The following is a 13,198-nucleotide window of genomic DNA, read 5'->3' on the forward strand; positions in this document are numbered from 1 at the left end:
TGATCAGTCCACCGAGGAAGGCGATGTCGCTGCCGGCCCGCAGCGGGCCGCCTCGGCCATCCGAGCCCGCACCGAGGCGCTCCGCCCGCTCTTCGACGCGGTCCGCACCGCACGAACCGCGGCCGTGGCCGAAATGGTGCGGACGCTGACCGGCCGAGCCCGCAAGAGCTGAGCGGTCCCGGCCTGCGAGGAGGCCCCGCGGTCACCCGCGCGCACGCCCCGTGACCGGAAACATCACTCGAACGTGGCCGGCGCTGCTCGCAGCGCTGTCCCGGCACCTCCGCTGCCGGGCGGGAAGTCGCTGACCGGGTAGCAAGGGGGGCAGGTCGCCCCACCAGCAAGGTCAACAACCGGCCGCGCCGCGGTGGTGCCGACGTGGCCCCTCGGGCACTACCGGCACCACCGGTGGTTCAGCAACCAGGAGCGCAAGTCTGACCGTTGGCCGAAGACCCCGCCGCCGGCATCGAAGAGAGCTTGCGCATCTCCGCGCCGTCGGTGTGCTCGGCGATCAGTTCCACCACCATCTTGGCGAACCGCGGGTCAGGACCGGCGGTAGCGGCCCGGGAGAAGCCCATGCCGTGCTCCTCGGCGGTTTCCTTGGCCTCGTTGTCCAGGTCCCAGATCACTTCCAGGTGGTCCGAGACGAAACCGATCGGGGCCACCACGACCGCCTGCACACCCTTGCCGTGCAGCTGTTCGATGTGGTCGCAGATGTCCGGCTCCAACCACGGGACCTGCGGCGGCCCGGAGCGGGACTGCCACACCACGTCGTACTCGTCGACCTCCAGCCGCTCGGCGACCAACCGCGCCAGCTCCGCCACCTGCCGGGAGTACCACTGCGGACGACCGTCCGGGCCTTCCAGCATGTCGGCCTTGATCGGCACCGAGTGCGCGACGAAGACCAGCCGGGCCTGCTCCCGGTGCTGCTCGTCGAGCGCCTCGTAGGCCCGCTGCACCGCGTCCACGTTGGCTTCCACGAACAGCGGGTGGTCGAAGAACTGGCGGATCTTCACCAGTTCCGGGGCATCGGGCCCGACCGCGGCACGGGCTCGAGCGATGTCCTCGTGGTACTGGCGGCAGCCGGAAACCCCGCCCCAAGCCGAAGTGGCGAACACCAGAGCACGCCGCACCCCGTCCTGGGCCATTTTGGCCACGGTGTCCTCCACCATGGGGTGCCAGTTCCGGTTTCCGAAGTAGACCGGCAGGTTCCGGCCCTGCTCGGAAAGCTCCGCCTCGATGGCGGCGATCATCTCCCGATTCAATTGGTTGATCGGGGAAACACCACCGAAGTGGTAGTAGTGCTCGGCGACCTCGTCGAGCCGCTCCGGTGGAACACCACGTCCTCTGGTGACGTTCTCCAGGAAGGGCCGCACGTCCTCCGGCCCTTCCGGGCCCCCAAACGACAGCAACAGCAGCGCATCAAAGCTCACGACCCCATGATGGCCGCGCGCGCCGGGCGATGTCACCTCGGGGGGTGTGCAAGGTGGCCTACGCCAACCAGCGATTTTCCGCCCGTTGGCGTTCACGACCCCACCGCGTGCACCCCACCGTCCACCATGATCATCGATCCGGTGGTCTTGGGCAGCCAGTCCGACAGCACCGCGCACACCGACTTGGCCACCGGAGTGGGGTCGGTGACGTCCCACCCGAGCGGGGCCTTGTCGCCCCAACTGCTCTCCAGCTCGCTGAAACCCGGGATCGACTTGGCCGCCATGGTCCGCACCGGACCGGCCGAAACCAGGTTCACCCGGATCCCCTTGGGCCCCAGGTCCCGCGCCAAGTACCGCGAGGTGGACTCCAGCGCTGCCTTGGCCACCCCCATCCAGTCGTAGGCCGGCCACGCCACCCGGGCGTCGAAGTCCATGCCCACGATCGAGGCGTTCTCGCTCAGCAGCGGCAGCGTCGCGGCGGCGAGCGATTTCAGCGAATAGGCCGAGATCTGCATTGCGGTGGACACGTCTTCCCACGGCGCGCCCAAGAACTCCGAGCCCAGACAGGACGGCGGCGCGTAGGCGATGGAGTGCAGGACGCCGTCCAGACCGCTGACGTGGTTGCGCAGCCGGTCGGCCAAGCTGTCCAGGTGCTCGTCGTTGGTGACGTCCAGTTCCAGCACCGGTGCCGGCTTGGGCAGCCGGTTGGCGATCCGCTCCACCAGCCTCATCCGGCCGAACCCGGTGACCACCACCTCGGCCCCCTGCTCCTGGGCCACCTTCGCCACGTGGAAGGCGATCGAGGAGTCAGTGATGACACCGGTGACCAGAATCCTTTTGCCTTCGAGCAATCCGCTCACGTAATTCCTCCGCAAGTGCTTTCGCAAGGCGCTGCGGCGCCTCGAGGTCGAACTCGCGCACGCTCCCGTCCGGTGCGCGCGGCGGCCGGATGTCAGTGCCCCATCCCCAGGCCGCCGTCAACGGGGATGACCGCGCCGGTGATGTAGGCCGCGGCGTCCGAGGCCAGCCATTCCACGGTCGCGGCGACCTCCTCGGTGCTGGCGAACCGGGCCAGCGGGATCTGGCCGAGGATTTCCTGCTTGCGCTTCTCCGGCAGGGATTCGGTCATGTCGGTGGTCACGAACCCGGGCGCCACCACGTTGGCGGTGATGTTGCGCGACCCGAGCTCCCGGGCGATCGAACGCGCCATGCCGACCAGACCGGCCTTGCTGGCCGCGTAGTTGACCTGTCCGGCCCCACCGGACAGCCCCACCACCGAGGAGATGAAGATCATCCTGCCCTTGCGGTTGCGCAGCATGCTGCTGGCCGCCCGCTTGGCGACCCGGTAGGCCCCGGCCAGGTTGACGTCGACGACCTTGCCGAACTGTTCCTCGTCCATCCGCAGCAGCAGTCCGTCGTCGGTGATGCCCGCGTTGGCGACCAGCACCTCCACCCGGCCGTGCGCGGCCTCCACCTCGTCGAAAGCCGCGGCCACCTGCTCCGGATCGGAAACATCGCAGCGCACGCCGAACAGGCCTTCCGGTGCGCCCGATCCGCGGTGGGTGACCGCGACCTTGTCCCCCGCGGTTTGGAACGCCCTGGCGATCGCCAACCCGATACCGCGGTTACCGCCGGTCACCAGTACGGACCGTCCTGCCACTGTGGCTCTCCTTTTCGATCACCGGACCAATGATCTGCTCCAGCGCGACACTAGCCCCTCCAGCACCGCTGGCGCTCATGGCTTCCATACAGAATTTCGGCGCCCGTGTCGTGATTCATCTACAGAACGCCGGGAAGGCAGACTGCGGTAAGAACCCAGCCGAGTTACGGAGAGCACCGTGATGGTCACTGACCCTTCGCCCCTGCAGGCAGCACTGCGCGCGGAACTGTCCGGGTGGGCCCGGTTCGACCCCGGCACCCGAGCCCTGTACGCCACCGACGCGTCCAACTACCGGAAGGTCCCGCTCGGCGTGGTGTTCCCCCGCTCGGCGGACGACGTCGCCGCCACGCTCGCCGTGGCCCGAGAGCACGGGGTTCCGGTGACCAGTCGAGGGGCCGGCACCAGCATCGCCGGCAACGCCTGCGGTCCCGGACTGGTCATCGACTTCGCCCGCCACCTCAACCGCATCCTGGACATCGACCCCGAGGCCGGGCTCGCCCGGGTGGAGCCCGGCGTGGTGCTGGACGTGCTGCGCGATGCCGTCGCCCCGCACGGGCTGACCTTCGGCCCGGACCCGTCCACGCACAGCCGGTGCACGCTCGGCGGCATGATCGGCAACAACTCCTGCGGCACCCACTCGGTGGCGTGGGGCAAGACCGTGGACAACATCCGTTCCCTGGAGGTGCTGCTGGCCGACGGCACCAGGCTCGAACTGGGCGCCACCTCCGAGGAGGAGCTGCAGCGGCTGTGCGCTCGACAGGACCGCACCGGCCAGCTGTACCGGGAGCTGCGGGCGCTGCGGGACGACACCGCCGAGCTGATCCGCTCCGACTTCCCGGATCTGGCCAGGCGGGTCTCCGGGTACAACCTGGACCAGCTGCTGCCGGAGAACGGCTTCCACCTCGGGCGAGCGCTGGTGGGCAGCGAGGGCACCTGCGCCACCGTGCTGAGCGCGACCGTGGAACTGGTCCCCCGGCCGGCCGCCCGGGCGCTGGCGGTGTTGGGCTTCGCCGACGCGTACGCGGCTGCCGACCAGGTTCCCCAGCTGCGGGGTTTGCACGCGCTGGCGATCGAGGGGCTCAGCGCGGAGATGGTGGAGGTGGTGCGGCAGCACAACCCGGACTCGCCGGCCCTGCCGCTGCTCCCGAGCGGTCGCAGCTGGTTGCTGGTCGAAACCGCGGGGGAGACCCCGCAGCAGGCGCAGGAAAGAGCAGCCCGGATCACCCGGGCGATGGAGGGCCTGGCCGACAGCGTGGTGCACACCGATCCGGCTCGGATGACGGCCCTGTGGAAGATCCGCGAGGAGGGGTCCGGCTACTCGACCCGGCTGGGCGGTTCGGAACGGTGGTCCGGTTGGGAGGACGCGGCGGTGCCCCCGGAGCGGCTGGGGGCCTACCTGCGGGAGTTCGACGCCCTGCTGGAGCGGTTCGGCTACCGCGGTGTCTCCTACGGGCACTACGGCGACGGGTGCATCCACGTGCGGATCGACTTCGACCTGCTCTCCCGCTCCGGGGCCGCCAAGTACCGGTCCTTCCTGGAGGCCGCCGCGGACCTCGTGGTCGCGCACGGGGGATCGCTGTCCGGGGAACACGGCGATGGCCGGGCCAGGTCGGCTCTGCTGTCCCGGATGTACTCCCCCCAGGTGATCCGCGCGTTCGAACGGTTCAAAGACGCCTTCGATCCGGATAACCTGCTCAACCCGGGAACCATCGTGCGGCCCGAGCCGGTGGAGTCGGACCTCCGGTTGTTGAGCGCTCCGGCACGCATGGACGCCCGCACCACGCTGTCCTTGCCAGCGGACAACGGTGACCTGGCCACTGCCACTCGGCGGTGCGTGGGGATGGCCAAGTGCCTGAACACCACAGGTGGGGTGATGTGCCCCAGTTACCGGGTCACGAAGGAAGAGAAGCACAACACCCGTGGTAGAGCGCATCTGCTGTTCGAGATGCTCGCGGGCGAGGTCATCGATCGAGGCTGGCGCTCCGAACCCGTCCGAGAAGCCCTCGACCTGTGCCTTTCGTGCAAGGGCTGCAAAACCGACTGCCCGGTCGGGGTGGATGTCGCCGCGTACAAAGCGGAGTTCCTGCACCGGCACTACCGGGGACGGCTGCGGCCCGCAGCGCACTACTCGATGGGGTTGCTGCCGCTGTGGTTGCGCGCCCTGGGTCGCGTCCCCAAGCTCGCCAACAAGCTGATGAGCAGCAACTTCGCCCCGGCCCTCAAACAACTCGCCGGCATCGATCCGCGACGCCAGTTCCCGCAACTGGCCGAACGACCACTACAGCTGTGGTGGAAAGCCCGCCCGGAGCGCAGCGACACCAACGGCACCCCGGTCCTGCTGTTCCCGGACACCTTCACCAACTACTTCGAACCGCTCATCGCCCAACACGCGGTCGCCGCGCTGGAGGCACTCGGGCACCAGGTGGCGCTCCCCGACTCACCCGTGTGCTGCGGCCTGACGATGTACTCCACCGGGCAGCTCGGCCTGGCTCGCAAAGCCGTCCGCCGCACCGCCCAGCGCCTGCGCCCCCACCTCGACCGCGGAACACCGGTCGTCGGGCTCGAACCCAGCTGCACCGCTTTCCTGCGCAACGACGCGCTCGAGGTCGCCCCGGACGATCCGGACGTGAAAGCCCTGGCCGCGGCCACGCGCACGTTCGCCGAACAGGTGCAGCCAGAACTCGGTCAACAACAGCCGCCCGAAGCAGGCGAAGCGGTGGTGCAGGTGCACTGCCACCAGTACGCCGAGCTGGGCTTCACCGCCGACCGGGCGGTGCTGCAGGCCGCTGGCGTGCGAGCTCGCGTGCTCGACTCCGGTTGCTGCGGCTTGGCCGGCAACTTCGGCTTCGAACGCGGTCACTACGACGTCTCGGTGGCCTGCGCCGAACAGGCGCTGCTGCCGGCGGTCCGCTCCGCAGAACCCGGCACCCACGTGGTCGCCGACGGCTTCAGCTGCCGCACCCAGCTGCGCCAGACCAGCACGGCCGAGCCGGTCCACCTGGCCACGCTCCTGGCCCGGGCGCTGGGGGTCGCCTAGCCCCTGCGCGGGACTTTCGTCTCTTCACCCGCCACCGCAGCAGAGGTGCCCTGGAATGAGGAAGCAAACACCGCGATTGGGGGGCAAGACCATGACATCTGCCGAACGCCGTCGCACCGGCAACGAGCAGCAGACCACTCACCCAACAGTCCCGCGGCAGGAGACCCCGCGGGGAGAAACCGTGCGGCAAGAAAGCCGGGCGGTCGCCCCCAGCGAGTCAGAACGACCGGTTTCCGGGTGGCTGACCTTCGCCGGTTCAGTGCTTGTGCTGGTCGGCGCGTTCAACGTGATCGCCGGACTCACCGCCCTGTTCCGGGCAGACTACTTCCAGGTCACCTCCTCGGAGCTGCTGGTGTTCAACTTCGGGGCGTGGGCGTGGATCTGGCTGGCCCTGGGAGTTGTCCAGCTCGCCGCAGGAGCGGGCGCCATGATGGGCCAAAGCTGGGCCCGCACCACCGGGATCGCCCTGGCCACCCTGTGCGCGATCGGTCACCTGGCCTTCCTCGCAGCCTTCCCGCTGTGGTCGGTCCTGGTGATCGCGATGTCCGTGCTGACCATCTACGCACTGGTCGTCCCATCCCCTAACGCCAGAGCCATGTTGTGATCAACCAGTCAGCAACTGGGCCAGTTGAGCAGCGTTCACCTGCGCGTAATCGCGGTAGCAGTTGTTCATCAGCACGTGCACGACCCGGGTCTGCTCCGCCAGCTCCCCGAGGTCGTCCGCCCACGACTGCAGTTCCTGCTCCGTGTACAGGTAGCCGAAGCGCTCGTGGATGCTCTTGCTGGCCCAGTTCTGCGACCGGCCGTGGAACCGGACGACCGCGAGGTCCGAGGTCGCGGCCACCACGGGAGGGATCGAACTCGGATAGCCCTGGGGCATGTCCACCATCACGTAGGGCAAATCGTGCCGGGACAGGAACTCCAAGGTCTCGGCACGATTGCGTTCGTCCATCCAGGTGTGGTTGCGGAATTCGACGCACACCCGGTACGGGGCCGCCCGGTCCCGGCAGTGCAACAGGTACTGCTTGTTCGCCCGGCTGATCGGGAACCACTGCGGGAACTGCAGCAGGACCGCTCCGAGCTTGCCCGCCGTCCACAACGGGGTCAGCGCGTTGCGGAACCGCTCCCACATCTGCTCCACCACGTCCGGTGGCAAGTCCCTCAGGTACACGTTCGACTTCTCCGTTCGCGGCCGCAGATCCTTGGGCAGCGACTGCGGCTTGACCGGGTGGTGGGTGAACAAGCCGAACGCCTTGATGTTGAACGTGAAATCCCCAGGGGTGCGCTCGCCCCACAACCGGGCGGTGTTCTCCGCAGGCGGGTTGTAGTAGGTGGCGTCCACTTCCACCAGCGGGAACTGCGAGGCGTAGTACTCCAGCCGCTTCGCCGGCGTGTCGCAGCCCGGCGGGTACCAGCCGGACTCGATCAGCGTCCGGTCGGTCCACGACGCGGTGCCCACCAACACCTTGCCCACCACCCGACGGTATCGAGCTCGACCGGGCACCGCCTGCCAACACCAGCTCAGAACGAGGCCTCGCCGTCCCCGACGCTCAAGTGCAGCACCCCCGGAAGCGAACCGATGTCCGCGGCCAGCGCCGACACCGGGGTCTTGCCGCGCAACCACAGCGCCACGACCACCGTGCGCTGCCGACCGTCGTCGGTGTCCTCCCGCTCCACCTGCATGTCCAGCACCGCCCAGCCGCGGCTGGTGCACAGCTTCAGCACTTCGCGCAGCACACCGTGCCCCTCCAGGTACCCGATCCGGATGACCTGCGGCTCGCGCAACTGCTTGCGCAGCAGCCGCAACAACATCGGATAGCCGAGGGTCACCAAGTAGTGCACCGCCGTGGTGGCCACCGCCAACACCACGAGCCCACCACCGCAGGCCATGCCCACCGCCGCGACCACCCACACCGTGGCGGCCGTGGTCAAGCCGCGGACGGTGTCCCGCCGGACGAAGATCAGCCCGCCGCCGATGAACCCGATCCCGGACACGATCTGCGCGGCCACCCGGGAAGGGTCGAGCGACACCCGGTCGAACGCCAGCAGATCCCCGAAGGCGTACTTGGACACCAGCATGAACAAGGCCGCCCCCACCCCGACGAGGGTGTGCGTGCGCAACCCGGCGCTCTTGGCCCGGAACTCCCGCTCCAGCCCGATCAGGCTGGACAGCAGCAACGCCGAACCGAGCTCCACCAGCAGCGGGAGCTCTCGAATCCCGTAGACGACAGGATCGGGCACGCCGGAAACGTACCCCGCCGAGCGGGCAGAACCCAGCCGATCATGCAGCCGTCAGGGCAACCGGCGACCGAGGACCAGCGAAACACCACTGGCCACGATCGCGCACAACGTGCCCAGCACGAGCCACGGTTTGCTGGCGTCGGTCCGCTTCAGCTCGTACCCGATCTGCTCGCCGAGCGTGTCGTAGACATCCCGGAGTTGTTCGGCGCTGGCAGCCTTGTAGAACTCGCCCCCGGACAACTCCGCGATCTCGCGCATCGTCTCGTCATCGACCTCGACCCACTCCCGTTCGCCTTCGATCTCGACGCTGCCGTGCATCGTTCCGAAGGAGATCGTGGAGATCGGGATGCCGGCTTGCTTGGCTTCCCTGGCCTTGGTGAACGCCCCGCGAGGGGCGTCGAGCTCCCGCGGAATCGTCTGACCGCCGTCGGCCATCAGCACGATGCGAGCCGGCGGAGCTCCGGCCGGACCGCTGACCATCTTCCCGAACGAGTCGATCGCCTGCATCGCCGCGTTGATGCCGTCCCCGGTCGCCGTCGCCTCCGCCAACTGCAGGCTGTCGATGGCCTGCTTGACCGCTGCCCGGTCGGTCGTCGGCATCACCAGCACCGTGGCGGTCCCGGCGAAGGAAACCAGCCCGAGGTTGATGCCCGGCGTGAGCTTGTCGGCGAACTCCTTCGCCGCGGCCTTGGCCGCCTCCAGGCGACTGGGCTCCACATCGGTGGCCTTCATCGACAGCGAAACGTCGATGGCCAGCATCACGGTGGCGCGGTTGCGCGGCACGCGCTGCTCGGAAGTCGGCCCCGCCAACGCGATCACCAACATCAGCAGCGACACCGCCAGCAACGCCGGTGGGACGTGCAGCCACCAGCTGCGGCGTTTCTCCGAAACCCGCTCCAGCACTTCGAAGTTGCTGAACCGCAGAGAATCCCGGCGGCGGCGACGCATCGCCCACAAGTAGCCGACCACCAGCGCTGCCAGCAGGAAAAGCAGCAGGAACCACCACGGTGCGACGAACCCCGACAGGCTCAACATCAAGCCGCTCCCCCGGACCAGCCTCGTTTGCGGGCCACGACAAAGCGCACGATCTCGGCGACCCAGTCCGAATCGGTGCGCAGAACCAAGTGCGCGCACCGCGCGCGGCGCAGCGCGGTCGCCACGTCCCGGCGGTGCGCGGCTGCTGCAGCGGCGAACTCCTTGCGCAGCAGCGGAGTGGTGCTCACCTCGCGGCGCTTGCCGGTTTCCGGGTCCACCAGCAGCACCGTGCCGACGTCCGGCAGCTCGACATCGCGCGGATCCACCACCTCGATCGCCAACAGCGAATGCCGGGCACCGAGACTGCGCAGCTGCCGCTGCCAGTCGATGGGCCCGAGGAAGTCCGAGATGACCACGACCAAACCGCGGCGCCGCGGTGGCCGGTGCAGTGCTTCCAGCAGTTTCCCGAGATCCCCCCGGGTCCCTGTTTCCGCTCGGGGGATCTCCGCCACCCGCCGCAGCAACGCCCGCGCGTGCTCCGCACCACCGCGAGCCGGCAGGCGCACCGGACCGGTCCCGTTGTCCGCCACCGCGCCGATCCTGTTGCCACCTCCGCTGGTCAGGAACGTGACAGCGGCCAGCCCCGCGATCGCGAGCTCTCTCTTCAGACAAGCTGCGGAACCGAAGTCCAAACTGGGCGAGAGGTCCACCGCGGCCCAGGTCTCCAGTTCCCGGTCGGCTACGGTCTCCCGGATGTGCGGTTCGCCCATCCGGGCCGTCACCGCCCAGTCCATCCGCCGCACGTCGTCACCCGGCTGGTAGACCCGCGCCTCTCCGGGCTCGGTCCCCGGTCCGGGCACCAGGCCGAGGTGGTTGCCCTGCAGCAGCCCGTCCAGCCGGCCGCGCACGGTCAACTCCAAAGAGCGCAGCGCAGCCGCCAGCCGCCCGGTGTCCAGCACCGGAGGTGCCCACGCGGGACGGTCTCCGGACGTGGATCCCGCCACCGTCTCCCCCTTCACTGCTGGTTGTTCCCCCTCGGGGGCTGCCGGAAGCCCGCCGCCACCGGAGCACCGCTCTGCGGGCGCGCGGCCACCTGGGGCAGCGGAACCGTCTGCAGCACCCGGTGCACGATGTGGTCGGCCGGAACGCCGTCCGCCAGCGCGTCGTAGGACAGCACCAGTCGGTGCCGCAGCACGTCCGGCACCACGTCCACCACGTCCTGCGGCAGCACGTAGTCCCGTCCGCGCACCAGCGCCAGCGCTCGGGCAGCGGCCACGATTCCCAGACTGGCCCGCGGCGACGCCCCGTAGGAAATCCAGCCGGCGATGTCGGACAAGCCGTGCTCCGCCGGGGTGCGGGTGGCCACCACGAGGCGGACGACGTAGTCCACCAGCGCGTGGTGGACGAAAACGTTCGAGGCGACTTCCTGCAGCCGGATCAGTTCCTGCGGGTCGAGCACCTGCAGCGGCTCCGGTTGGCTCGTCCCCATCCGGTAGATGATCTCCCGCTCTTCCTCCGCCGAGGGGTATTCCACGGGGAGCTTGAACAGGAAGCGGTCGCGCTGGGCCTCCGGCAGCGGGTAGACCCCTTCGTTCTCGATCGGGTTCTGCGTGGCCAGCACCAAGAACGGCGAAGGCATGGGGAAGCTCTGGCCGCCGATCGACACGTGCCGCTCCGCCATCACCTCCAGCAGCGCGGACTGGACTTTGGCCGGCGCGCGGTTGATCTCGTCGGCCAGCACGAAGTTGGCCACCACCGGGCCTAGCTCGACGTCGAAGCTCTCGCTGCCCTGCCGGTAGATGCGGGTGCCGAGGATGTCGGCGGGCACGAGGTCGGGGGTGAACTGCAGGCGGGCGAAGGAACCGCCGACCACTTTGGAAAAGGTTTCCACCGCCAGCGTCTTGGCCACGCCGGGCACGCCTTCCAGCAGGATGTGCCCCTTGGCCAGCAGGCCGACCAGCATGCGTTCGACGAGCCGGTCCTGGCCGACTATGACCCGCTTGACCTCGAAGACGGTGCGCTCCAGCAGCTGGGCGTCCTGCGCCGGTGTCGTCACCTGCCCGGCCGGACGCGTGTCGGCGTTCTCCCCGTTGCCGGCCTCGGTCACTTTCCAACCTCCTGTTCCCACCCGCCGAGAACTGGTTCGCAGGCGGTGTTCTGCTGGCCTGTCACGCCACTCAAGATCCTGGCACGTGCTCGGTCGTCCACCCGAGCGGGGCGGTTCCCGCTCTCAGCCAATCGCATTCCGGGTGTGACTGCTGTAAAACCGGGGCTCTTCCCTCCGTGCGGTTCCGGTGCGCCTCCAGGAGGTTTAATTTCAATCAACACTGAAAGAATAGAAGTAATTATAATTTTGCGGGCGATCCCTCCCCCAGCTCTCGAGCGGCGCGCCCTCAGCCGTAGCGCTGGATCCGACTCAGGTCCTGCGGAGTGTCCACATCCGCCGCTTCCCGAGGGCTCGCGGGAATGCGCAGCGGACCGAGCTCCCCCAGCACCGAGCGGACCGACCGGTCGCGCACGTCCTCCGGCAGCGCCCGCCGCAACTCCCCCGCTCGCCACACACCGGTCAGCCACTGCGGGTACCCAGCGGGATCCACCAGCACCGCCCCAGCCGCTCGAGAACCGAGCAGCGCCGCGCGCATCCGAGCCACGGTGCGATGGCTCAACAGCGGCAGATCCCCCGCCAGCACGGCGACCAGCTCCGCGCTCTCCGGCACCAGCGCCAGCCCTGCCGCCAACCCGGCCAGCGGCCCGCTCCCCGGCGGGGTCTCCCGCGTCCACAGCACCGGGACGGAGACCGGCCTGGACGGTCCCACCACGACAACAGGAGCGGCGTCCGCCACCGCCTCCAGCACCCGATCCACCAGCGTGCGACCGCCGACCCGCAGCTGCATCTTGTCGATCCCGCCGAATCGGCGCGCCGCACCACCGGCGAGGACGACCGCCGCGAACTCAGACACCCCTCGATGCTGGCACACCGCTGCCCGGCCGGATCACGGATCACTCCCAGGTGCTGGGGTCTCCCCACGTGCGCAGCGGCTCCTGCGATTCCACCAGCGGCACTTCCGCCAGCTCCGGCAGCACCTCGGTCAACTGACCGCGCAACACCGCCGAAGCCAATTCGTCGTACGGCGTCGGCTCCGCGTTGCAGATGATCAGCTCCGCTCCGGCCCGCACCGCCAGCTCGGCCAACCCGGCCGCCGGGTGCACGGTCAGCGAAGTACCCGCGGCGAGGAACAGGTCGCAGTCCAGGGCGGCGTGTTGCGCCTGCCGCAGCACCTCGGGGTCCAGCGCCTGGCCGAACGAAATCGTCGCCGACTTCAGAATGCCGCCGCAGCTCTCGCACTCCGGGTCCTCTTCACCCGCGGCGACCCGCTCCAACGCCTCCCGCATGGACCCGGGGGAGCCGCAATCCAAGCAGACGGTGCGGTGGAGGGTGCCGTGCAGCTCCAGCACCTTCCGCGGATCCGAACCGGCCCGCTGGTGCAGTTCGTCGATGTTCTGCGTCAGCAGCGCCCGCAGCCGACCGTCCTGCTCCAGCCGCACGAAGGCCTGGTGCGCCTGGTTGGGCTGGGCTCGCCAAGCGGGGTGTTCCGCGCGGTCCCGCCAGGCCTGCCGGCGCACCTCCGGATCGGAGCGGTAGCTGTCGATGTCGGTGAGCCGCTGAGCCGCGGGGTTGCGGGTCCACACCCCGTTGGGCCCCCGGAAGTCGGGAATGCCCGAGGCAGTGGACACCCCGGCGCCGGTGAGCGCGGTGATGCGGCGTGCCTTGCTGAACAGTTCTCGCGCCCGCTGCCACTCGGCTGCTGCGTCCATGCCACGTGTCACCTCCTCACCGTGCCATGCCGATCCACC

12 protein-coding genes are annotated in these 13,198 nt (G+C 69.2%); 2 read left to right on the forward strand and 10 right to left on the reverse strand.

All coding sequences use genetic code 11. The features are described 5' to 3' along the window. Positions 1-410 precede the first annotated feature (410 nt). From SREC43747_RS0105665 to fabG, 3 genes are all read right to left on the reverse strand, one after another. Entirely contained in the window at positions 411-1,430 is a 1,020-nt protein-coding gene (locus SREC43747_RS0105665; RefSeq protein ID WP_029720183.1) for a ferrochelatase, read from the reverse strand. A 92-nt stretch (positions 1,431-1,522) separates the two neighbouring features. Further along, positions 1,523-2,290 carry an enoyl-ACP reductase FabI gene (gene fabI / locus SREC43747_RS0105670; RefSeq protein ID WP_029720184.1) on the reverse strand — a complete coding sequence of 256 codons (768 nt, stop codon included), beginning with the start codon at positions 2,288-2,290 and terminating at the stop codon, positions 1,523-1,525. Between the two features lie 92 nt (positions 2,291-2,382). Beyond that, on the reverse strand, positions 2,383-3,090 hold the full coding sequence (fabG, locus tag SREC43747_RS0105675) for a 3-oxoacyl-ACP reductase FabG (protein WP_029720185.1): 708 nt from the start codon (positions 3,088-3,090) through the stop codon (positions 2,383-2,385). A gap of 181 nt (positions 3,091-3,271) precedes the next feature. On the opposite strand from fabG, the gene SREC43747_RS0105680 reads away from it, so the two are divergent. Together SREC43747_RS0105680 and SREC43747_RS0105685 are read left to right on the forward strand one after the other, a co-directional pair. Then, entirely contained in the window at positions 3,272-6,127 is a 2,856-nt protein-coding gene (locus SREC43747_RS0105680; protein WP_029720186.1) for an FAD-binding and (Fe-S)-binding domain-containing protein, read from the forward strand. Positions 6,128-6,182: 55 nt separating this feature from the next. After that, positions 6,183-6,731: a DUF7144 family membrane protein gene (locus SREC43747_RS0105685; protein ID WP_201768634.1), complete on the forward strand. Its 549-nt coding sequence runs from the start codon at positions 6,183-6,185 to the stop codon at positions 6,729-6,731. On the opposite strand, the gene SREC43747_RS0105690 is transcribed toward SREC43747_RS0105685, so the two are convergent. The 7 genes from SREC43747_RS0105690 to SREC43747_RS0105720 all read right to left on the reverse strand — a co-directional run bounded on the left by SREC43747_RS0105690 (position 6,732) and on the right by SREC43747_RS0105720 (position 13,159). Beyond that, complete coding sequence (locus tag SREC43747_RS0105690; protein ID WP_029720188.1) at positions 6,732-7,601, reverse strand: DUF72 domain-containing protein; 870 nt, start codon at positions 7,599-7,601, stop codon at positions 6,732-6,734. Positions 7,602-7,648: 47 nt separating this feature from the next. Next, complete coding sequence (locus tag SREC43747_RS0105695) at positions 7,649-8,368, reverse strand: MgtC/SapB family protein (protein ID WP_029720189.1); 720 nt, start codon at positions 8,366-8,368, stop codon at positions 7,649-7,651. Positions 8,369-8,419: 51 nt separating this feature from the next. Continuing rightward, complete coding sequence (locus SREC43747_RS0105700; RefSeq protein WP_029720190.1) at positions 8,420-9,400, reverse strand: VWA domain-containing protein; 981 nt, start codon at positions 9,398-9,400, stop codon at positions 8,420-8,422. A gap of 2 nt (positions 9,401-9,402) precedes the next feature. Further along, entirely contained in the window at positions 9,403-10,347 is a 945-nt protein-coding gene (locus tag SREC43747_RS0105705) for a DUF58 domain-containing protein (RefSeq protein ID WP_029720191.1), read from the reverse strand. Between the two features lie 11 nt (positions 10,348-10,358). Then, complete coding sequence (locus SREC43747_RS0105710) at positions 10,359-11,450, reverse strand: AAA family ATPase (RefSeq protein WP_051387735.1); 1,092 nt, start codon at positions 11,448-11,450, stop codon at positions 10,359-10,361. Positions 11,451-11,736: 286 nt separating this feature from the next. Further along, positions 11,737-12,303 (reverse strand): molybdenum cofactor guanylyltransferase, encoded by a 567-nt coding sequence (gene mobA / locus SREC43747_RS0105715; RefSeq protein ID WP_029720193.1) that lies wholly within the window; start codon positions 12,301-12,303, stop codon positions 11,737-11,739. A gap of 40 nt (positions 12,304-12,343) precedes the next feature. Continuing rightward, positions 12,344-13,159, reverse strand: a complete 816-nt coding sequence (locus tag SREC43747_RS0105720; RefSeq protein WP_201768635.1) for an SIR2 family NAD-dependent protein deacylase — start codon at positions 13,157-13,159, stop codon at positions 12,344-12,346. Between the last annotated feature and the right edge of the window lie 39 nt (positions 13,160-13,198).

The organism is Saccharopolyspora rectivirgula DSM 43747 (genome assembly GCF_000497205.1).
GTDB classification, from domain to species: Bacteria; Actinomycetota; Actinomycetes; order Mycobacteriales; family Pseudonocardiaceae; genus Saccharopolyspora; species Saccharopolyspora rectivirgula.